The organism is Streptomyces sp. NPDC004609, from assembly GCF_042873655.1.
In the GTDB taxonomy this organism is placed as follows: domain Bacteria; phylum Actinomycetota; class Actinomycetes; order Streptomycetales; family Streptomycetaceae; genus Streptomyces.
In genome coordinates this window covers 132,781-154,829 of sequence record NZ_JBIALS010000014.1, presented here as the reverse complement: position 1 = coordinate 154,829, position 22,049 = coordinate 132,781, and the positions used below count along the sequence as shown (strand labels likewise).

Annotated in this window: 12 protein-coding genes and 1 pseudogene; 4 read left to right on the top strand and 9 right to left on the bottom strand. The window is 73.1% G+C overall.

Annotated features, from left to right (window positions below; genetic code table 11):
* The first annotated feature begins 181 nt into the window (after nt 1–181).
* Nucleotides 182–2,626, top strand: a complete 2,445-nt coding sequence (locus ACFYT4_RS16515; RefSeq protein ID WP_389268910.1) for a Tex family protein — start codon at nt 182–184, stop codon at nt 2,624–2,626.
* 508 nt (nt 2,627–3,134) lie between these two features.
* On the opposite strand, the gene ACFYT4_RS16510 is transcribed toward ACFYT4_RS16515, so the two are convergent.
* From ACFYT4_RS16510 to ACFYT4_RS16485, 6 genes and pseudogenes are all read right to left on the bottom strand, one after another.
* Nucleotides 3,135–4,772, bottom strand: coding sequence for an ABC-F family ATP-binding cassette domain-containing protein (locus ACFYT4_RS16510; protein WP_389268908.1), 1,638 nt, complete (start codon nt 4,770–4,772; stop codon nt 3,135–3,137).
* Between the two features lie 124 nt (nt 4,773–4,896).
* Nucleotides 4,897–5,346, bottom strand: a pseudogene (locus ACFYT4_RS16505) (oxidoreductase); the annotation flags it as partial.
* A gap of 1,070 nt (nt 5,347–6,416) precedes the next feature.
* The gene (locus ACFYT4_RS16500) at nt 6,417–8,114 is read right to left on the bottom strand and encodes a BCCT family transporter (RefSeq protein WP_389268906.1); all 1,698 of its coding nucleotides are present in this window, start codon (nt 8,112–8,114) and stop codon (nt 6,417–6,419) included.
* 85 nt (nt 8,115–8,199) lie between these two features.
* Nucleotides 8,200–9,480 carry a M14 family metallocarboxypeptidase gene (locus ACFYT4_RS16495; RefSeq protein WP_389268904.1) on the bottom strand — a complete coding sequence of 427 codons (1,281 nt, stop codon included), beginning with the start codon at nt 9,478–9,480 and terminating at the stop codon, nt 8,200–8,202.
* A complete protein-coding gene (locus tag ACFYT4_RS16490) occupies nt 9,477–11,456 on the bottom strand; it encodes a Xaa-Pro dipeptidyl-peptidase (protein WP_389268902.1) in 1,980 nt (659 codons plus the stop codon). The genes ACFYT4_RS16495 and ACFYT4_RS16490 overlap by 4 nt, the downstream gene beginning before the upstream one ends.
* A 360-nt stretch (nt 11,457–11,816) precedes the next feature.
* Complete coding sequence (locus tag ACFYT4_RS16485) at nt 11,817–12,311, bottom strand: hypothetical protein (protein WP_389268900.1); 495 nt, start codon at nt 12,309–12,311, stop codon at nt 11,817–11,819.
* 1,214 nt (nt 12,312–13,525) lie between these two features.
* On the opposite strand from ACFYT4_RS16485, the gene ACFYT4_RS16480 reads away from it, so the two are divergent.
* The gene (locus ACFYT4_RS16480; RefSeq protein ID WP_389268898.1) at nt 13,526–14,602 is read left to right on the top strand and encodes a S1 family peptidase; all 1,077 of its coding nucleotides are present in this window, start codon (nt 13,526–13,528) and stop codon (nt 14,600–14,602) included.
* A 344-nt stretch (nt 14,603–14,946) separates the two neighbouring features.
* Complete coding sequence (locus ACFYT4_RS16475) at nt 14,947–15,714, top strand: MerR family transcriptional regulator (protein ID WP_389268896.1); 768 nt, start codon at nt 14,947–14,949, stop codon at nt 15,712–15,714.
* Here the strand turns inward: ACFYT4_RS16475 and ACFYT4_RS16470 are convergent, their stop codons facing one another.
* The 3 genes from ACFYT4_RS16470 to ACFYT4_RS16460 form a co-directional block, all read right to left on the bottom strand.
* The gene (locus ACFYT4_RS16470; protein ID WP_389268894.1) at nt 15,715–18,024 is read right to left on the bottom strand and encodes a 3-hydroxyacyl-CoA dehydrogenase NAD-binding domain-containing protein; all 2,310 of its coding nucleotides are present in this window, start codon (nt 18,022–18,024) and stop codon (nt 15,715–15,717) included.
* Nucleotides 18,021–19,235: an acetyl-CoA C-acetyltransferase gene (locus ACFYT4_RS16465; RefSeq protein WP_389268892.1), complete on the bottom strand. Its 1,215-nt coding sequence runs from the start codon at nt 19,233–19,235 to the stop codon at nt 18,021–18,023. The genes ACFYT4_RS16470 and ACFYT4_RS16465 overlap by 4 nt, the downstream gene beginning before the upstream one ends.
* A gap of 78 nt (nt 19,236–19,313) precedes the next feature.
* Nucleotides 19,314–20,480 carry a CaiB/BaiF CoA transferase family protein gene (locus tag ACFYT4_RS16460; protein WP_389268890.1) on the bottom strand — a complete coding sequence of 389 codons (1,167 nt, stop codon included), beginning with the start codon at nt 20,478–20,480 and terminating at the stop codon, nt 19,314–19,316.
* A 238-nt stretch (nt 20,481–20,718) separates the two neighbouring features.
* On the opposite strand from ACFYT4_RS16460, the gene ACFYT4_RS16455 reads away from it, so the two are divergent.
* Nucleotides 20,719–21,918, top strand: a complete 1,200-nt coding sequence (locus ACFYT4_RS16455; RefSeq protein ID WP_389268888.1) for a saccharopine dehydrogenase family protein — start codon at nt 20,719–20,721, stop codon at nt 21,916–21,918.
* Nucleotides 21,919–22,049 lie beyond the last annotated feature (131 nt).

Genomic DNA, 22,049 nt, shown 5'->3' with positions numbered 1-22,049 from the left:
ATCACTGACGGACCGAAACGCCGCGCGCCCGGCCCGTCGTCGTGCCCCGGGGAACCGCCTCGACCTCGCGCGACCGGGCACGATCCCCGGCCGCCGGATTCGGCGGGCGCCGCCGGAGCTGCCCGGTTTGGCAGAATGCAGGCGCAAGCACAGCCAGCACGAGAAGGCGAGTCGGAAAACCGTGACGATGTCCATCGAAGGCAGGATCGCCGAGGAGCTCGGCGTACGGGAGCGGCAGGTCAAGGCGGCTGTGGAGCTGCTGGATGGCGGGTCGACCGTGCCGTTCATCGCGCGGTATCGCAAAGAGGCGACCGAGATGCTCGACGACGCCCAGCTGCGCACGCTGGAGGAGCGGCTGAGGTATCTGCGCGAGCTGGAGGAGCGGCGGACCGCGATCCTGGAGTCCGTACGGGAACAGGGCAAGCTGGACGACGCGCTGGAGGCGCAGATCCGGGGCGCCGAGACCAAGGCGCGCCTGGAGGACATCTATCTGCCCTTCAAGCCCAAGCGGCGGACGAAGGCGCAGATCGCGCGCGAGGCCGGTCTCGAACCGCTGGCCGAGGGGCTGCTCACCGATCCCTCCCGGGAGCCGTCGGCCGCCGCCGCGGCCTTCGTCGACGCGGACAAGGGGGTGGCGGACGCCGCCGCCGCGCTGGAGGGTGCCCGCGCGATCCTCACCGAGCGGTTCTCCGAGGACGCGGATCTGATCGGCGAGCTGCGGGAGCGGATGTGGACACGCGGCCGGCTGGCCTCGAAGGTGCGGGAGGGCAAGGACAACGCGTCGGAGGGGCCGGGCGCCAAGTTCGCCGACTACTTCGACTTCGCCGAGCCGTTCACCGAGCTGCCCTCGCACCGGGTGCTCGCCCTGCTCCGCGGTGAGAAGGAGGAGGTGCTCGACCTCACCCTGGAGCCGGAGGCCTCGGGGGACGAGCCCGGCCCCTCCTCGTACGAGAGCACGGTCGCCCGGCGCTTCGGGGTGGCCGACCGCGGGCGGCCCGCCGACAAGTGGCTCGCGGACACGGTCCGCTGGGCGTGGCGGACCAGGATTCTCGTCCACCTCGGGATCGATCTGCGGCTGCGGCTGCGTACGGCCGCCGAGGACGAGGCCGTACGGGTCTTCGCGGCGAACCTGCGGGATCTGCTGCTGGCCGCGCCCGCCGGGACACGGACCACGCTGGGTCTGGACCCCGGGTTCCGTACGGGTGTGAAGGTGGCCGTCGTCGACGCGACCGGCAAGGTCGTCGCCACCGACACCGTCTATCCGCATGTGCCGGCGAACAAGTGGGACGAGTCGCTGGCCAAGCTGGCCCGGCTCGCGAAGGAGCACTCCGTCGATCTCGTCGCGATCGGCAACGGCACGGCGTCCCGGGAGACCGACAAGCTCGCGGGTGAGCTGATCACGAAGCATCCGGAGCTGAAGCTCACGAAGGTCATGGTCTCGGAGGCGGGCGCGTCCGTGTACTCCGCGTCCGCGTTCGCCTCGCAGGAGCTGCCGGGACTCGACGTGTCCCTGCGCGGTGCCGTCTCCATCGCGCGCAGGCTCCAGGACCCGCTGGCCGAGCTGGTGAAGATCGACCCCAAGTCGATCGGTGTCGGCCAGTACCAGCACGACCTGTCCGAGGTGAAGCTGTCGCGCTCGCTGGACGCGGTCGTCGAGGACTGTGTGAACGGCGTCGGCGTCGACGTCAACACCGCGTCCACGCCGCTGCTTTCGCGGGTCTCCGGCATCGGCGCGGGTCTCGCCGAGAACATCGTGGCCCACCGGGACGCCAACGGCCCCTTCCGCTCCCGCAAGGCGCTCAAGGATGTGGCGCGGCTCGGCCCCAAGGCGTACGAGCAGTGCGCGGGCTTCCTGCGGATCCGGGACGGCGACGATCCGCTGGACGCGTCCAGTGTGCACCCGGAGGCGTATCCGGTGGTCCGGCGGATGGTGAAGTCCGCGGGCGGCGAGGTCGCCTCGCTGATCGGCAACACCGGTGTGCTGCGGTCGCTGCGGCCGGACGCCTTCGTGGACGAGACGTTCGGTCTGCCGACGGTGACGGACATTCTGCGCGAGCTGGAGAAGCCGGGGCGGGACCCGAGGCCCGCGTTCAGGACGGCCACGTTCAAGGAGGGCGTCGAGAAGATCGGCGACCTGGCCTCCGGGATGGTCCTCGAAGGCGTCGTCACCAATGTCGCGGCCTTCGGGGCCTTCGTGGACATCGGCGTCCACCAGGACGGGCTGGTCCATGTGTCCGCCATGTCGCGGACGTTCGTGAAGGACCCGCGCGATGTGGTGAAGCCCGGCGACGTCGTGAAGGTCAAGGTCCTCGACATCGACATCCCGCGCAAGCGGATCTCGCTGACGCTGCGACTCGACGACGAGGCCGCGCCCCGGTCCCAGGGCGGCGGGCGGCGCGAGCGCGGCGAGCGTCCGGACCGCGGCGAGCGCGGTGGGCAGGGCGGTCGCGGCGAGCGCGGTGGGCAGGGCGGTCGGGGCGAGCGCGGCGGACGTCCGCAGCAGCGGCGCGGGCAGGGCGGGGGCGGAGGGCGCGGCGGCGACCGCCAGGGGCCGCCGCCGGCGAACAGCGCGATGGCGGACGCGTTGAGGAAGGCGGGGTTGGCGGGGCCGCGGGATCGCGGCTGAGTCCGTACGGGGGTGGGTCCGCGGTCACCGGCCGCGGGCCCGTCCCGGCGGGGCCCGTCCCGGCGGGCCCGTCCCCGGCCGTGGCTGTCCGCAGGCGCCGGACGGGGTGGGGACGGCCCGCCGCACTCGCCGGGGCGCGGGGCGGGTGCACCACGCCCCGGGGCAGGTGCCCGCGCCCCGGGTCCGTCCTCAAACGCCGGACGGGCTGCACGTGCCGCGGCCCCCGGGCCGCACCCAGACGCGAGGCGCGCCGGAAGCGTGCCCGCGGGGCCTACGGGGCAGAGGCGCGACGCAATCCGCACCGAGCCCTGAAGGCTCTCACCGAGAGCACCTAGGGCGTGTATCGAAAGTCCCGCCTGGCCTGCGACGCCCAGCACGCACACTCGCTGCGTTGTCGGAATCACCCAAGTACGTCCAGTACGAGGGCGACCCTCCGCCTTGCGATTGCACGCACCGGACGCCGCAGGCCCCGCCCTCCGGGCGGACGGCGCTACTTTCGATACACGCCCTAGTGTTCCTGGAGGGTGCCGGTGGTGAGGTGGAGGCGGCGGGTGGTGTGGACCGCGTCGAGCATGCGGCGGTCGTGGGTGACCAGGAGCAGCGTGCCCCGGTAGCCCGCGAGTGCGGACTCCAGTTGTTCGATCGCGGTCAGATCGAGATGGTTCGTCGGCTCGTCCAGTACGAGGAGGTTGACGCCCCGCCCCTGCAGCAGGGCGAGCGCCGCACGGGTGCGCTCGCCCGGGGAGAGGGTGGTCGCCGGGCGCAGCACATGGGCCGCCTTGAGGCCGAACTTGGCCAGCAGGGTGCGTACCTCCGCCGGTTGTGTGTCGGGGACGGCCGCGCAGAACGCGTCGAGCAGGCTCTCCGTACCGTGGAAGAGGCCGCGCGCCTGGTCGACCTCGCCGACCACCACCCCCGGCCCGAGTGACGCGTGGCCCGCGTCGAGCGGGAGGCGGCCCAGGAGGGCGGCGAGAAGCGTGGACTTGCCGGAACCATTGGCTCCGGTGATGGCGACCCGGTCGGCCCAGTCGATCTGGAGCGAGGCGGGCCCGAAGCGGAAGTCCCCGCGCCGGACCTCGGCGTCGCGGAGCGTCGCCACGACCGAGCCGGAGCGCGGGGCGGCGGCGATCTCCATCCGCAGCTCCCACTCCTTGCGGGGCTCCTCGACGACGTCGAGGCGCTCGATCATGCGCTGGGTCTGGCGGGCCTTGGCGGCCTGTTTCTCACTGGCCTCGCTGCGGAACTTGCGGCCGAGCTTGTCGTTGTCGCCCGCCTTGCGCCGAGCGTTCTTGACGCCCTTGTCCATCCAGGACCGCTGCATCTGCGCGCGGCCCTCCAGGGCGGCCTTCTTGTCCGCGTACTCGTCGAACTCCTCGCGGGCATGCCGGCGGGCGGTCTCCCGCTCCTCCAGATAGGCGGTGTAGCCGCCGCCGTAGAGGGTGATGCGCTGCTGGGTGAGATCGAGTTCCAGAATCCTGGTGACCGTACGGGTCAGGAACTCGCGGTCGTGGCTGACGACGACGGTGCCCGCGCGCAGCCCGCGGACGAAGCTCTCCAGGCGCTCCAGACCGTCCAGGTCGAGATCGTTGGTGGGCTCGTCGAGCAGGAAGACGTCGTAGCGCGAGAGCAGGAGGGACGCGAGGCCCGCGCGGGCGGCCTGGCCGCCGGAGAGCGCGGTCATGGGGAGGTCGAGGCCGATGGTCAGGCCGAGGGTCCGCGCGACCTCCTCCGCGCGCTCGTCGAGGTCGGCCCCGCCGAGGGCGAGCCAGCGTTCCAGGCTGATGGCGTACGCGTCGTCGGCGCCCGGGGCGCCGTCGACCAGCGCCTGGGTCGAGGAGTCCATGGCCGCCTGGGCGGCGGCGACGCCGGTGCGGCGGGCGAGGAACTCCCGTACGGTCTCGCCGGGCCGCCGCTCCGGCTCCTGCGGGAGATGGCCGACGGTGGCGGCGGGCGGCGAGAGCCTCAGCTCGCCCTGCTCGGGCCGGTCGAGTCCGGCGAGCATCCGCAGCAGCGTCGACTTGCCGGCACCGTTGACACCGACGAGGCCGATCACATCGCCGGGGGCGACGACAAGATCGAGGCCGGAGAAGAGCGAGCGGTCGCCGTGCCCGGCGGCGAGGTCCTTGGCCACAAGAGTCGCAGTCATCAGACAGCCGATCCTAACGGGGCTCGGTGGCGGGGCCGTGCGCGGTCCCGCCCGGCCGGACGGCCGCGCCGCTTCCGCCGCCCGGGCGCGCTCAGCGGGCCACGGTGGCCCCCCGGGCTGCGGTGACCAGCCGTTCCAGCTCGGCGCGGTAGGCAACCCCGTGAAAGCGGAAGGGCCCGATCCCGGGGTAGCCGTACTCCGCCAGGTCCGCGCTCCCGGACGTCTGCCAGGCGAGATCGCGCCACACGATGTCGTCGCCGTCGCGCTCGACGACGGCGGTCACCGCGCCGCAGTCCAGGGAGGCGCACTCGGAACAGGCGTAGAGCACGCACCGCCCGGCGGGCAGCGGTGTGGGCTCCTCCAGCAGCAGGGTGCGCACCGCCGCCGTGAGGATCGCCGGAGGTACGTCGGAGGCCAGGGGGGACACGGCGTCCACGCCGCTGAGCCGGAGCAGCAGGGACTGTCCGTCCACGATGAAGTCCAGGACGTCCCGCTGGGGCCGGCGGGCGGTCCCCGTGACTCCCCCGGACCGCGGCGCCGGAGCCAGCCCGAAGCTCGTGTACTCGGCAGACATGTCCTGAGTATCCCCGTTCGTCGGGGGCCGGACGGACCGTGCCGGGCTCGCGGCCTTCCCCGTACGGACGTCGGTGCGATCGCGGCGGGCGGCCGGGTCGTCGGGCCGTGGACCGCGGTGGAGCCGGTGGGGAGCGGGCCGCGATCGCGCGCCGGGACACCTGGGACATCCGCCCAGACGACACCGGCGGTCGCGGGGCGCTTCCCCGGCCGGAGCGGAAGAAGCTGGTCGGACGGTCGCCGGGGTGTCCCCGCGGGGGTGCGGGGACCTCGCCGGGCCGGCGGAGGGTGCGCGGCTCCGGCGGGTGCCGGGGTGGCGGCGGACCGTCGGCACGCCTCGCCGGGGCGCCGGGCGGCCGAGGCCGGCGAGCCGCGCGCCCGGGGGACGGGCGGGCTGCCGTCCGGACACATGGAGGGGGTGTGGGCACCAGTGACGCTGATTGACATGCCTGCTCATCCGGGGTGGCAGCGGAGGCCGACGGCCACCCTGACCGCGAACGCCCGTGCTCGCCGCGCCCGGTGCGCAGCAACCCGCTGGTGACCGGCCGACGGCCCGAACCACGAACGCTGCCCGGCGTACTCCGGAGCCGATGCCACGTGACCGCGGGCGGCTCGGCGGAGGCCGGGCGACCGGCGACGCAGGCCCGGTCGGTGACGGCACGGCGGATCGTCACCGCCGGTGCCGCGTTCGGGCGGGTGCCGCGTTCCGGAAGGTGTCGCGTTCCGGAAGGTGCGTCGTTCCGACAGGTGCCGGGTTCCGGTGGGTTCGACGTTCCGGTGGGTTCGACGTTCCGGTGGGTTCGACGTTCCGACAGGTGTCACGTTCCGGCGGAATCGCCGGACACGCGGCTCCTCGGGCACCCGGAGGGGCTCCGCGCGAACGGGTCCCGCGTACGGACCGTCCCGCGTACGGGCTTTCCCGCCCGCGTACGGATCGATGCGCAGTCCGCGCCGGACCGCGGGCCCCCGGCGCTCCCCCGCGCGGGGATGCCGGGGTGTGCGGCCGCGCCCGGATCCGTGGCCGTCCTCCGGCATCGGAAGGGCCGCACCGCGTCCGCCCGGCGCGGGCGGTCACCGGCCTTCCCCCGTGCCGGGGCCGATCCGGATCTCGAAGTCGCCGTCATATCTCTCGTGGCCGGCGATGACCGCCGACTCCACCACCTCCACGCCCAGTTCACCCCGGACGATCAGCGGGTCACGGCGCAGGTCGCGCATCAGGGCGACGCACATCCCGAGCATGACGACGACAAACGGCGCCGCCACCAGGATCGTCAGGTTCTGCAGCCCGGCGAGCGCGTCGCCCTCGCCGTTGCCCACGAGGAGCATGATCGCGGCGACCGCGCCCGTCAGCGCGCCCCAGAAGACCACGACGAGCCGGTTCGGGTGGAAGGCACCGTGCTGGGAGAGCGTGCCCATGACCACGGACGCGGCGTCGGCGCCGGAGACGAAGAAGATACCGACGAGGATCATAACGAGCACGCTCATCACCGAGGCGATCGGAAACTGCTGGAGGACGGCGAAGAGCTGGCCCTCCGGGGTCGCCTCCTGGCTGAGCCTCTCGTGCTCCTGGAGCTTCATGGCCGTACCGCCGAAGATGGAGAACCAGACGAGGCTGACCGTCGACGGCACCAGGATGACCCCGCCGACGAACTGACGGATCGTCCGGCCCCGGCTGATCCTGGCGATGAACATCCCGACGAACGGTGTCCAGGAGATCCACCAGGCCCAGTAGAAGACGGTCCAGCTGCCGAGCCACTTGGCGACTCCCCTGCCGCCCGTGGCCTCGGTGCGCCCGGCGAGCTGGGGCAGATTCTCGAAGTACGCGGCGATCGAGGTGGGCAGCAGATCGAGGACGATGATGGTGGGGCCCGCGACGAAGACGAAGAAGGCCAGGAGCAGCGCCAGGACCATATTGATGTTGGACAGCCACTGGATGCCCTTCTCGACCCCGGAGACCGCCGAGAGGACGAAGGCGGCGGTCAGGACCGCGATGATGGTCACGAGAAGTCCGGTGCCGACGGTGTCGAGCCAGCCGAGTTCCGTGAATCCGCTGCCGATCTGGAGCGCGCCGAGCCCGAGGGAGGCGGCCGAGCCGAAGAGGGTGGCGAAGATCGCCAGAATGTCGATGAACCGGCCCGTGCCGCCCTGGCACCGCTTCCTCCCGATCAGGGGTTCGAAGACGGCGCTGATGGTCTGACGGCGCCGGCGTCGGAAGGTGCTGTACGCGATGGCGAGCCCGACGACGGAGTAGATGCCCCAGGGGTGGAACGTCCAGTGGAAGAGCGTGGTGGCCATCGCGGTCCCCATGGCCTCCGCCGAGGTGGCGGGACGGGTACCGGGCGGGGGCGAGATGTAGTGCGCGAGGGGTTCGCTCACCCCGTAGAACATCAGACCGATGCCCATCCCGGCGCTGAACATCATGGCGACCCAGGAGACCGTGCGGAATTCGGGGGTCCCGCCCTCGTCGCCGAGCGGGATCCTGCCGTAGCGGCTGATGGCGAGCCAGAGGGCGAAGAGCACAAAGCCGGAGGCGGCGAGGACGAAGGCCCAGCCGCCGTTGTGGATCAGCCCCTTCAACAGCGAGCTGGAGATGTTTTCGAGCGCGTCGGTGGCGAGGGCACCCCAGACGATGAAGGCGAGGGTGAGGACGGCGGTCACGCCGAAGACGACGCGGTCGGTCGTGGGATGCCCGTGCTGCGGGTCCAGACCGGGGAGAGCGGCCGTGTCGGGCCGCTCTCCCCGGTCGTCCGGCTGCTGTCCGTGCGACACGAGTGGCACCTCTCAGGGATGGCGCGGGTTCGCAGTGTGCTTTTGCTCCCGCTATCCCCTACCACAGGTGGCGCGCGTCACGGGTTCAACAGGCGGTGACGGGCTCCGCCGGTGTCAGGGGATAGCTCGCTCGCGCATCCAGCAGCAACGGGATCAGTTCCCGCTGCGACTGGCGCAGTGGAACGAACGCACCGTCACCGGATCGCTTCCACCACACTCCGTGCAGCGCCAGTTCATCGTTCACGTCCGTGAACTGTGCCGCGCTGAGGCGGTAGCCGCACGGCGGGTCGGCGAGGGTCTCCTCCTCGGTCGCGGGATCGTTGTCCGCGCCGCCCAGATAGACCGGGCCGCGGTCGCGGAACCCGGCGAGCCGCGCCGCGTCCGTCGCCGCCCCGATCCGGGCACGCCGCTCGTCCGCGAAGGACAGCAGCCCGTCCAGTGCGGCGAGCTGGCTGCCCACCCGGCGCCGGTTGTTCAGGGCCTCGTCGGCCCTCTCCTCGGCCGTCAGGGCGTCGACCCTGCTCTCGATGAGGAGCCCCACGGCGTTCTTGACACCCGAGGCGTTGCGCAGGATGCGCTCCTGGCCGTCGCCCGCGACCTGCCGGATCGGCTCACCGCTGACGGGGTCGGTCCAGATGCCGTACGTGCCGGTGCTGTGGCCCTCGTCGTGCGCGGCCGGCCGGACGTACCGCTCCGAGAGCGTGCGGGACTCGCGGTGGACCCGGTGGTCGGTGTTGAGATTGCGCGGCCACAGGTCGAACAGGTCCTTGTCGTAGTACGGAGGTGTGGCGCTGTACTCGTGCAGGTCGTAGACGACGTCGGGGCGTTCGTCCCGGATGACGGCGGCCATCGCCCGGCCCTCGGCGGTCCGCAGGGCGATGTGGTCGCGGTTGATGTCCGCCCCGTCGGCGTTGCCGCGGGTGTCGGCGGCCCGTCCGTCGGGGTTGGCGGTGGGGACGACGAGGATCCGCGTACGGGACAGCAGCCGGCGCGTCCCCGGGTCCTCGGCGAACCCGAGGTCGCGGATCGTGGACAGACAGGCTTCCCTGCCGGAGGGCTCGTCGCCGTGCTGGGAGCAGATCAGCAGCACGGTGGTGTCGGCGTGGCGGCTGCCGACGCTTACGAGTTGGAGCGGCCGGCCCTGTCCGGTCGTGCCGATCCGGCCGACCGAGACCCGGTCACTGCCCCGGTCGACGGCGCCGAGGAAGGACTGTTCCTCCGGCCGGCTGGTCCAGCTCGCCCCGTCACGGAGTTCGAAACCGGTGCGCGGCACACCGTGGGTGGCCTCGGCGGGGACGGTGATCAGCGGTACGGCGAGCGCGGCCGCCGCCGCGCTGACCGCGAGCGTGCGCAGACGGGTCGTCATCGGCTGCCGCCTCCCGGGACGGGTCGGATCTCCCTCGGTTCGGCAACCCCGTCGAGCGGACGGGACGCGCCGCGGCCGGGCGGGACTTGGGCGCCCGCGGTGGCGCGTACGAAGGCGGGGGCGCCGCCGACGACGGGCAGTTTCGCGGAGGTGCGGGCCAGGTCGAGCCGGAGCGTCGGGGTGCTCGCGGGCGGGTCGATGAGGTACTCGTCGGTGCCCGCGACGATCAGGGCGAGCCGGTGGCCGGCGGGGACGACATGGTCGCTCGCGTGCAGGTCGAGGGTGATGGTGTGCGGTTTGCCGGGGGTCAGCGGGCGTCCGGTGGCGGCGGAGGCGTGGTTGCCGAGGTCGGCCCAGCCCCGGCTGAAGATCGTGTAGTCGACGGCCTTCGTCCGTGCCCTCGTCTCCTTGTAGCAGGAGCTGTCGCCGGCGGTGCCGGGGCCCCAGCAGGTGCGTTCGGGCAGGGTGGTGATCCCTTCGCCGGTCGCCGCGTAGTCACGGATGGTGTCCGGTCCGAGATCGACGAGGACCGCGGAGAGATGGGCGCTGGTGGTCGTCGGGGTCGCGGTGATCCTCACCGTGGAGGAACCGGAGAGCCGCAGATCGCGGGTGAGGGGCGCGGTGAGGAAACCGGCCTTCGCGGAGGTCGTCCGGTCGATCGCCTCGGCCCAGTCGGTCTCCCCCTGGGAGCTGTCGTCGGTGAAGGTCTCGGCCGTGCCGGGGCGCGCGGGGGTCAGCGAGAGGGTGCCGACACCGGGGGCGGTGCCCTTGCCGGGCCGCAGCACGGTGGCGTCCGTGGCACGCGGCGGCCAGACACGGTCGGTCGACCAGCGGTCGGGGGCGCGCTCGATGTCGGCCATGGGTTCGCGTTCGATGCCGTTGTCGTATCCGAGGAGATAGTGGTCGAACCACCGGTGCAGGGTCTTCACCCACTCGGCGCGCCGGAAGTCGAACGGGTCCACGTGGCCCGCCTGGGAGAGCCACACCTTGCGCTCCACGCCCTCGGCGGCGAGGGCGTCCCACCACTGGCCGAAGTGCTTGCTGCGGACGTTGAGGTCCTGCATGCCGTGGACGGCGAGGACACTGGCCCTGACCTTGCCGGCGTCGGGCACGTGGTCGCGTTCGCTCCACAGCGGGGTGAGGTCGCCCGTGCGCGGGGCACCGTCGATCAGCCGCTGCTGGACGGCACCGCAGCGGGCGCGTGCCGCGGGGCTCTCGACGTAGTCCGAGAGCCATTCGGGCCCGGAGTCGTAGAGCGGCGCGCCCTTGGCGAAGTAGTAGTCGTACCAGGAAGAGATCGCGCCGATCGGGACGATGGTCTCCAGTCCTTCGACGCCGGTGGCGGCCACGCCGTTGGCGATGGTGCCGTCGTAGCTCTTGCCGATCATTCCGGTACGGCCGTTGGTCCAGTCGGCGCGGGCGCGTTCGGGACCGGTGCGGGTGGTGTAGCCGCGGGCGCGCCCGTTCAGCCAGTCGACGACGGCCTTCGCGGACTGGATGTCGGAGCGGCCCCCGACATCGACGCAGCCGTCGGAGCGGTTGGTCCCGGCGAGGTCGACCGCGACGAACGCGTATCCGCGCGGCACGAAGTAATTGTCGTAGTACAGGGGGAACTGGACGGGGTTGCCCTTGGCGTCGTACGTCTTGCGCTGGCTCTCGTTGCCTCGTCCGCAGCAGGAGTAGTACGGGCTCGCGTCCATGATCACCGGGATCTTCCGGCCCGTCCGGTCGGTCTCCCGGGGGCGGACGATGTCGACGGCGACACGGTCGGTCCTTCCGTCGCCGTCGCCGTCGAGCCGGGTGTCCACCCATACGGATTCCCGGATCGCGTTCTGGTACGAGTGGACGGGTCTGCTCTCCCGCGCCGGGGCACTGTACGCGCCCGCCGGGGACAGGGTCATGGTCGTCAAGGCGGCCGCTGCCGCCACCACGAGCGATCTGTACGTCAAGCGGGTAACCCGCGCACCTATCGGCATGGGCGGGAAGGTACTCCCGTCAACTCCCCGGCAACAGAGGGCGATCGAGGCACCAGTGGGGCGCGTGGGGCCCGGGAGGGCGTGGCGGGGGCGGTCCCCGCACGGTGCGCCGGGCCGGGTGTGGTCGTGCGCGGGGGCGGCCGGCGGGGCGCCGCGCCGCAGATGGGCGCCCGTTCGGCGGGCGGGGTCGGGTCCGTCGGCCGGATCGGCTGAACCGGCGGCGGCGTTGCGGGGGCTCGCTCCGGCGCACGCGGCGCATATGCGGCGGTGGAGGCGAGAATCACGTCCGGACGGGTGCCCGGAGCGAGGGCACGATCCCCCGGAGGGGCGGGGCGCACATCCGCGCGCACGGGTGAGGGATCAGCCGTCGGACCGGCGGGCGTCCTGCTGGAGGGGGAGCGGCTCACCGACGATCCGTTCGGCGATCGCACGGGCCCAGTGGCCGACGTCGGAGTGCAACTCCGCCTCGGCCACGACGCGTTCGGCCTCGATCGCCGCGGCGCCCTCGGTGAGGATGCGCTCGCGCTCGCGCATGCCCTCGGCGCGGGCCGCGATGATCAGCTCCACGCCCTCCTCGTGGGCCCGCTGACGGGCGCGGGCGGCGTCGTGACGGGCCTCGGCGAGGATGGCTTCCCGCTGGGCGCGGACCTGCTCGGCTTCGGTACGGACCTCCTCGGCCTGCTCCGTCACACCCGAGGTCAGCTTCTCGCGCTCCGCGATGACGCGGGCCGCGCGGGGCATCAGCCGTCCGGCGAGCACCAGGTAGACGATCCCGAAGGACACCACCCCGACAACAAGACCCCATCTGGTCGGATTGAGCGGGCCGACGTCGAAGGGGAGGATTCCGTCGTTCATGGCATAGACCTGCCTTGTCCCTGTGTCCTTATGTCTTGGTGTCTTCATGTCCGTGGGCGGGAACGAACCATCCGCATCGGCGGAGTCGGGGGGATCGTACCGCCGGGGAAAGAGATGGGGCACCCGGCGCGTACCGCTTGGTAACCGTGCCGGCCGTGATGCGCGGTGCGCTTTCCCGCCGTCGTCCGGCCCGAGGTTTCGCGGGAGGGCGTCGGCCGTGTGCCGCACCGCGCGGGGTATGCCGGGCCCGGCCGGGCGGACCGCCGGGGTGGTCGAGGAGCCGAACGCGCCCGGACGGTGTCCGGCCGGGGCGGAAGACGTGCCGGCACGACCCCGGCGGCCCGTGTACGGCCACGGCGTCGGGCGGCAAGGCGTGTCCCGTAGAGGGGCCGTGCGGACGCGGTGGCCGGAGCACGGATGGTCAGCCGTGTGGCGGACCGTGCCGCCGCGGGTCCGCGGGTTCTGTCCGCGAGTTCTGTCCGGGGCGGCCAGATGGCGGGGGTCCGTATCCGGCGGGGCCACGGAAGCGTCTCCGCGCTGTCCGCCGCCGTCGGGCAGCGCGGCCGGGTTGACGGTTTCACCTTCTCGGCCGTACCGGCGCGTCCGAACGGCGCACCACCCGTACGGCGGTGGGGCCGTTCCGCCGATCGGGCTCGCGGTCCGGGACACCGCGGTACCGCGGACGAGGCCACCGAGGCCGGGCCGCCGGACGTGGCCGCCCCGGTGGAAGACCAAGGGGCGCGGCAGGCGCCGGTGAACCCCGAGGACGAACGGGCCCGGAGTGCACAGCGAGTGCGTACGAGCCGGGGTGCACGACGCGTGCGTACAGGCCCGGGCACACGGCGGTACGGACGAGCCCGGGCGCACAGCGAGTGCCTACCGGCCCGGCGTACGTGGGCCGGACGGGCTCGGACGGGCGCCCGGCCGGTTGCCGGGGACCCGGTCTGACGGGACGCACCGGATCGTCGCGGCGGGCGTCTCGGCGCACGGGGTGCGCGACTCCGCTCGCGTGAGCCGGAGGTCCGGTCCTGACGGCCCGTGAGGGGCCGTCGCGCCAGGGCGTGACAGCGCCTTTCGGGCGCATCGGGGCACCCTTGTGTGACTGACAGGAGCATGCCACATTGAATCCGCGGACCGGACCCGTCCGGTCCGCACTGCTTCTCGCAATCCCCCCACCTTCCCCCCACGGGTCGTCTGCGAAGGAGAAGCCCCCCATGAGTCGCACGCTCCGCGCGCGCATCTGCCTGTCCGTCCTGCTCACCCTGACCGTCGTCGGGCTCGGCCCCGGCGCCGCCGGGGCCGCCGAGCCGGACCCCTCCCCCACCCGCGGCCCCGGTGTCACGGCGTCCCCCGGTCAGTACGCGCTCGACTCCCGGCTGGAGCGGGCGCTCGGCGACCGGGGCGCCGGGTCGTATCTCGACTCCGCGACCGGCGAACTCGTCGTCGCCGTCACCGATCCGGCCGCCGCCGCCGCGGTACGCGCCTCCGGCGCCCGCGCCGAACTCGTCGAGCGCAGCACCGCGCGGCTCGAAGCCGTGATGGGTGTCCTGGAGTCCCGGGCGAAGATCCCCGGCACGTCGTGGGGCATCGACCCGGCGGCGAACCAGGTCGCGATCGAGGCCGACGGGTCGGTCTCCGCACGCTCCATGGCCCGGCTCCGGTCGGTCGCCGCGAGTCTCGGCGACGCCGTCCGGCTGCGGCGCGTGCCCGGGACCTTCACCAAGGAGGTCGCGGGCGGCGACGCCGTCCACGGCGGCGGATTCCGCTGCTCGGCGGCCTTCAACGTCTCCAGGGGAACGGACCTCTTCTTTCTGACGGCCGGTCACTGCACCCAGTCGGCGGTCAGCTGGTCGGCGTCGTCGGGAGGCGCGGAGATCGGTACGCGCGAGGGCTCCAGCTTCCCCACCGACGACTACGGACTCGTGCGGTACACAGGCACGCCCGAGGCTCCCGGCACGGTCAACCTCCACGACGGCGGTTCACAGGACATCACCTCCGCCGCGGACGCGATCGTGGGGCAGGCGCTGCGGAAGAGCGGCTCGACGACCGGGGTGACCAGCGGCACGGTCACCGCCGTCGACGTGACCGTCAACTACAGCGACGGACCGGTGTACGGCATGGTCCGCACGACCGCGTGCTCCGCCGGTGGCGACAGCGGCGGCGCCCACTTCTCGGGCCCGACGGCGCTGGGAATCCACTCGGGCAGCTCCGGCTGCACCGGGACGAACGGTTCGGCGATCCACCAGCCCGTGCGGGAGGTCCTGGGGGTGTACGGGGTGGCGGTGTACTGACCGGGCGGGATACGGGCGCACAGCGGGCCGGCGGGTGCCGTGCGCGTCGCACGGTTCCTTGCCCGGGCCGGGTGCCGTGCGCGTCACGGGGTGGGCGCGGCTCCTTGCCGGGGGCTCCGCCCCGGACCCGCCGGGGTCCGGTGGCGGCGGGCCCGGGCGCCGCCCGCGCGCGAAGGCGCCGGGGCACGCGGGTCGCTCCACCGGGGCGGCTCCCCCCGGTCCCGCGCCTCGAAGGCAGACGGGGCCGAAGGCGCCCGCCCGCGCCGGCGAACGGTACGCCTCTTTCTCAGCGGTGGTGAGACAGCAATACTGTTGCACCGCGATCGGGAGAGTGAGGCGCTGGGATGGGAACCGGGACCGAGGAGCCGCGGCTGACCGTGGACGAGCTGGCGGCCCGGGCCGGGGTGACCGTGCGGACGATCCGGTTCTACAGCACGCGGGGGCTGCTGCCGCCGCCGGTGATCGGGCCGCGGCGGGTCGGGCACTACGGGCCGGACCACCTCTCCCGGCTCGCGCTGATCGAGGAACTGCAGCACCAGGGCATGACGCTGTCCGCGATCGAGCGCTATCTGGAACGGCTGCCGGACGATCTCAGCGCCCACGATCTCGCGATCCACCGGGCCCTGGTCGCCTCCTGGGCGCCGGACTCCGCCGAGACGGCCACCCGGGCGGAGCTGGAGCGGCGGGTGGGGCGGGCGCTGGACGAGGAGGACATCGACCGGCTGGGCGCGATGGGCGCGGTCCGGCGGACAGCGGCCCCGGACGCGTACCGGATCGACCCCGGGCTGCTGCGGCTCGGGGCGCAGTTGCTGGACGTTCCGATCACCTGCGACACGATCCTCGCCGCCCGGACCGTGCTGATCGAGCACACCCGCTCGGCGGCCCATGAGCTCACCCGGCTGTTCCGGGACGAGGTGTGGGACCCGTACCGGGAACGGGAGTCCGACCCGCGGCGGATCGAGGCGATGAGGACCCTGTCCGCCCCTGTGCAGCCGCTGGTGGTGCAGGCGCTGGTCACCGCGTTCCAGCGGTCGCTGACGGAGGAGCTGCGGGCCGCGTTCGGCACCGCGGACGCGGAGGGTGCCGAACGCGGCCCGCACGGGGCGCCCTGATCAGGGCGCGGTGTCCGTGTCGGTGAAGGTCTCGCCCCGCGCGGCCTTCGCCACCAGCAGCGCGGGCGGCTCGAACCGCTGCCCGTAGCGGGCGGCCAGCTCACGCGCCCGGGCCGTGAAGCCGGGCAGGCCGCCCTCGTAACCGTTGATGTACTGGAGGACTCCCCCGGTCCAGGCGGGGAAGCCGATGCCCATGATCGAGCCGATGTTGGCGTCGGCGACCGACGTCAGCACGTTCTCCTCCAGACAGCGCACGGCGTCGAGCGCCTCGGAGAACAGCATCCGCTCCTTCATGTCCTCGAACGGGACACCGGCGTCCGGGCGGGTGAAGTGCTCGCGCAGGCCCGGCCACAGTCCGGTGCGCCCGCCCTCGTCGTCGTAGTCGTAGAAGCCCGCTCCCCCGCCGCGGCCGGGCCGCCCGAACTCGTCGATCATCCGGTCGACGACCGCGTCCGCGGGGTGCCCGGCCCAGGTGCCGCCGGACTCCTCGACCGCTCGTCTGCTCTCCTCGCGGATCCTGCGCGGGAGGGTGAGCGTCAGCTCGTCCATCAGGGAGAGCACCTTGGCCGGGTATCCGGCCTGGGCCGCGGCCTGTTCGACCGACACGGGATCGACGCCCTCGCCGACCATCGCCACGCCCTCGTTGAGGAACCGGCCGATGACGCGCGAGGTGAAGAAGCCTTGGGAGTCGTTGACCACGATCGGCGTCTTGCCGATCTGCCGGACCACGTCGAACGCGCGGGCCAGCGCCGCGTCGCCGGTGTGCTCACCCTTGATGATCTCGACGAGCGGCATCCTGTCGACGGGCGAGAAGAAGTGCAGCCCGATGAAGTCCCGGGGGCGTGAGACGCCTCCGGCGAGGAGGGTGATCGGCAGGGTCGAGGTGTTGGAGCAGAGCAGCGCGTCCGGCTCGACGAGGTCCTGGATCTCCGCGAACACCTCGTGCTTGAGCGCGGGGTCCTCGAAAACGGCCTCGATGACGGCGTCGCAGCCGGCGACCTCGCCGGGGTCGGCGGTCGCGGTGATGCGGGCGAGCAGGGCGTCGCGCTCGGCCCGGGTCGTACGGCCGCGGTCCAGCGCCTTGGCGAGCAGGCCCTCGGAGTACGCCTTGCCCCGCGCGGCCGCCTCCTCCGACACGTCCTTGAGGACGACGTCGATCCCGGCGCGGGCGCAGGAGTACGCGATGCCCGCGCCCATCGTTCCCGCGCCGAGCACGGCGACCCTGCGCACGGGGCGGGGCTCGACGCCCTGCGGGCGGCCCGCCCCGGAGTTGACCGCCTGGAGGTCGAAGAAGAACGCCTGGATCATGTTCTTCGCGGTCTGTCCGGTGACCAGCTCGGTGAAGTACCGGGCCTCGATGATCTGCGCCGTCTCGAAGTCGACCTGGGAGCCCTCGACGGCCGCCGCGAGGATGTTGCGCGGGGCCGGATAGGGCGCCCCGGCGGTCTGCTTCTTCAGATGCGCGGGGAAGGCGGGGAGGTTGGCGGCGAACCGCGGATCCGAGGGGGTGCCGCCCGGGATCCGGTAGCCCTTGACGTCCCAGGGCTGATGGGACTCGGGGTGGGAGTCGATGAAGGCGCGGGCCTTGGCGAGCATCTCCTCGGGAGTGACGGCCACTTCGTGGACCAGACCGTTCTCCAGGGCACGGCGCGGGGAGTACCGGTTTCCCTGGAGAAGGACCTTCAGCAGCGCGTCGGCGATGCCGAGGAGGCGTACGGTACGGGTGACTCCGCCACCCGCGGGCAGCAGGCCGAGGGTGACCTCGGGCAGCCCGATCCGGGAGCCGGGGGCGTCGAGGGCGATGCGGTGGTGGCAGGCGAGCGCGATCTCGTAACCTCCCCCGAGCGCGGAGCCGTTGACGGCCGCGACGACCGGCTTGCCCAGGGTCTCGATCCTGCGGAGCGCGCGCTTGACGGCCATGGAGGCGTCGAACGCCCGGCGGCCGTCCCCGGGGCCGATCCGGATCATGTCCTTGAGGTCGCCGCCCGCGAAGAAGGTCTTCTTGGCGGAGGTGACGATGAAGCCCCGGACGGAGTCCTTCTCGGCCTCGGCACGGTCGGCGATGGCGGTCACGGAATCGCGGAACGCCCGGTTCATGGTGTTGGCGGAGCGGCCGGGATCGTCGAGAACGAGGGTGACGACACCGGTCTCGTCCTGCTCCCAGCGGATGGTGGCGCGCCCGGCGCCCTCGGCGGGCTCGGCGGGCTCGGTGCCGCGCGCGCTCTGGGTGCTCGGGGTGCTCTGCGTGCTCTGGGTCATGGTGGTCGGGTTCTCCGGGATGGTGGTGGGGGCGGGGGCCGGACGGTTCATACGCGTTCGATCACCGTCGCGATGCCCATCCCACCGCCGACGCAGAGGGTGGCGAGGCCGTACCGCTCGTCCCGGCGCTCCAGTTCATCGAGGAGGGTGCCGAGGATCATCGCCCCGGTGGCGCCCAGGGGGTGTCCCATGGCGATCGCCCCGCCGTTGACGTTGATCCTGTCGAGCGGAAGGTCCAGCTCCCGGGCGAACCGCAGGACGACACCGGCGAACGCCTCGTTGATCTCGACGAGATCGATGTCACCGATCGTCAGTCCGGCCCGGTCGAGCGCCTTGCGGGTGGCGGGAGCGGGCCCGGTGAGCATGATGGTCGGCTCGGAGCCGGAGACCGCCGCCGAGACGATCCGGGCGCGCGGCGTGAGCCCGTACCGCTCGCCGACCGCCTTCGAGCCGACGGCGACGAGCGCGGCGCCGTCGACGATTCCGGAGGAGTTGCCCGCGTGGTGGACGTGGTCGATCCTCTCGACCCAGTGGTACTTCTGGAGCGCCACGGCGTCGAAGCCGCCGACGTCGCCGATGCCCGCGAAGGAGGGCTTGAGCGCGGCGAGGCCGTCGGCCGTGGTGCCGGGGCGCATGTGCTCGTCGTGGTCGAGGACGAGCAGGCCGGCGCGATCGCGGACCGGTACGACGGAGCGCTGGAAGCGGCCGTCCTTCCAGGCCGCGGCCGCGCGCTCCTGGGAAAGGGCCGCGTACTCGTCGACATCACGGCGGGAGAAGCCCTCGATGGTGGCGATGAGGTCGGCGCCGATGCCCTGCGGGACGAAGCCGACGGAGAAGTTGGTCATCGGGTCGGCGAACCAGGCGCCGCCGTCGGAGGCCATGGGCACCCGGGACATCGACTCGACACCACCGGCGAGGACCAGGTCCTCCCAACCCGACCGGACCTTCATGGCGGCCATGTTGACGGCCTCCAGACCCGAGGCGCAGAAGCGGTTCTCCTGCACCCCGGCGACGGTGTCGGGCAGTCCGGCGGCGATCGCCGAGATACGGGCGATGTCGGAGCCCTGGTCGCCGACCGGGCCCACGACACCGAGCACGATGTCGTCGACGGCGGCCGGGTCCAGGCCGGGGAAGCGCGCGCGGATCTCGTGGATCAGCCCGACGACCAGATCGATCGGCTTGGTGCCGTGCAGGGCGCCGTCGGCCTTGCCGCGCCCGCGCGGGGTGCGGATCGCCTCGTACACATACGCTTCGGTGTTCAAGACAAAGCCTTTCGGGGGGATGGAGGTGCGGGGGGTGTGGGGTGGGCCGGCCCGGCCGGCTCCGGGGCCGTTCCCGTGTCAGCGGGCCGGGTCGCCGTCCCCGGTGCCGGCCCGCCCTAGCCCCGGCACCTCCCAGTCGCGTGCCACCTGGGCCGAGTCGGCGCCCGGCAGGGCCGGTCCGCTCGTCACGGCGGTGGGCGTGGCGGAGAACCGGGGCGCGGGCGCGGGCTGGGTGATCCCGCCGTGGCCGACGAACGTGGAGCGCGCCGCGAGGTGGGGGTGGGCCGGGGCCTCGCCCAGGGAGAGCACCGGGGCCACACAGGCGTCCGAGCCCTCGAACACGGCCGTCCACTCGGCGCGTGTCCGGGTCCTGAAGCGGGCGGCGACGGCGTCCCGGAGTTCGTCCCAGCGGTCGAAGTCCTTGCGGGCGGGCGCCTCGTCCCCGATGCCCAGCAGCCGCACGAACTCGTCGTAGAACTGCTGTTCCAGCGCGCCGACCGCCATGTACTGACCGTCCGAGGTCTCGTAGCAGCCGTAGAAGGGACAGCCGCCGTCGAGGAGGTTGGCCCCGCGCTGGTCCCGCCAGCCCCCGGCGGCCATCATTCCGTGGATCATCGTGGCGAGATGGGCGGCGCCGTCGACGATGGCCGCGTCCACGACCTGGCCCGTTCCGCCGTCGGTGCGGGCGTGCTGGAGCGCCGCGAGGACGCCGATCACGAGGTAGAGCGAGCCGCCCGCGTAGTCCCCCACGAGATTGGCGGGGACCGTGGGGGGCTCACCCGGTCTGCCGATCATGCCGAGCGTTCCGGTGACGGCGATGTACGCGATGTCGTGCCCGGCGCGCTCGGCGAGCGGGCCGTCCTGGCCCCAGCCGGTCATCCGCCCGTACACCAGCCGCGGATTGCGGGCGAGGCACGCGTCCGGCCCGACCCCGAGCCGTTCGGCGACGCCCGGCCGATAGCCCTCGATCAGGATGTCGGCGCGCTCGACGAGGTCGAGGACCCGGGCTGATCCCCCGTCGGCCTTGAGGTCGATCAGCACCGAGCGTTTGCCGCGGTTCGTCAGGTCGTACGCGGGGTCGATCGCGAGCCCGGAGCCGCCGGGCCGGTCGACGCGCACGACATCCGCGCCCATGTCGGCCAGCATCATGGCGGCGAACGGGCCGGGCCCGATGCCCGCCAGTTCGACCACGCGTACGCCGCCGAGCGGGCCGTTCCCTGTTCTCGCCGTCGAGTTCGCCGTCATCGAGCCCCCAGCCGTGATGTGACACAAGTGATGTAACACCAGCGATGGTAGGAACACGTTTCACCGCTTACAAGGGTTTCCCCGGGCGAGCGCCCGGATTCACCGGAAGACCGGAGACCACCCCGGAAGGCGGACCGAACGGACTCCGGCACCGAGGGTGCGGGCGCCTTCTTCCCCGGTGCGCGGGCGCGCTAGCCTCAGCCACCACGACAGCTCGGGCGCACCGGCGGAGGAGCCATTGAACAGGCAGGACGGGACCGCTCGCGCGGAGCGCCCGTACGACATCGTGCTCTTCGGGGCGACCGGATTCGTCGGGGAACTGACGGCCCGGTACCTCGCCGGACACGCGCCCGACGGCTGCCGCTGGGCGATCGCGGGCCGCAGCCGCGCCCGGCTGGAGCGGCTGCGCGAACGGCTCGCCGCCGGCCATCCGCACTGCGCGGAGCTGCCGCTGATCGAGGCCACCGCGGACGACCACGGCGCACTGCGGCAACTGGCCGAGTCCACCCGGGTGGTGGCCACCGCCGTCGGCCCCTATCTCCGGTACGGCGAGCCGCTGGTCGCCGCGTGCGCGCGGGCCGGCACCGACTACATCGATCTGTCCGGCGAGCCCGAGTTCGTGGATCTGATGTTCGTACGCCATGACACGCGGGCCCGCGAGACCGGCGCACGGCTGATCCACGCCTGCGGCTTCGAGTCCGTGCCGCACGACCTGGGCGCGTACTTCACGGTCCGGCAGCTGCCCCGGGACGTGCCGCTGCGGGTGGACGGGTTCGTCCGGTCCGGCGCCGTCTTCTCCGGCGGGACGCTCGCCTCGGCACTCCACACGATGGGCCGGGGCCGGCAGCTGCTGCGGGCCGCCCACGAGCGGCGGCTGCACGAGCCCCGGTCGGTGGGGCGCCGGGCGCGGGCGCCGATCGGCGGGCCCCGGTTCAGCCGGGAGACGAACGCCTGGGCGCTGCCCCTGCCCCTGATCGACGCGGAGATCATCGCCCGTTCGGCGCGGGCGCTGCCCCGCTACGGCCCCGACTTCCGCTACCGGCACTACGCGTCGTTCCGCACACTGCCGACGGCCGTGGGCGCGGTGGTGGCGGTGGGCGCGCTGGTGGGGCTGGCCCAGCTGCCGCCCGCCCGGCGCCGGCTCTCGGACCGGCTCGGGCCGGGTCAGGGCCCCGACGAGGAACGCCGGGCGAGAAGCTGGTTCTCGGTGCGGTTCGTGGGCGAGGGCGGCGGCCGGACGGTGTTCACGGAGGTGTCGGGCGGCGACCCGGGCCACGACGAGACGGCGAAGATCTTCGCCGAGTCGGCCCTGTGCCTGGTGTACGACGCGCTGCCGGACACCTCCGGGCAGCTCACCCCGGCCGTCGCGATGGGGGACGCGCTGCTGGCCCGCCTGAGAGCGGCGGGTATCCGGTTCCGGATCGCCGCGACACGCTGAGGGCTGTCCGCGCGCGGTCGGGCCGCTCGCGCTGCACGATCGCCGCGTTCCGTCCATGGCGTTCCGCCGGCGCAACCCGGTCGGCGGCATCCGGGCCGTGGCCGTGCCCGCCGGAGGGGTCATGCTCACGG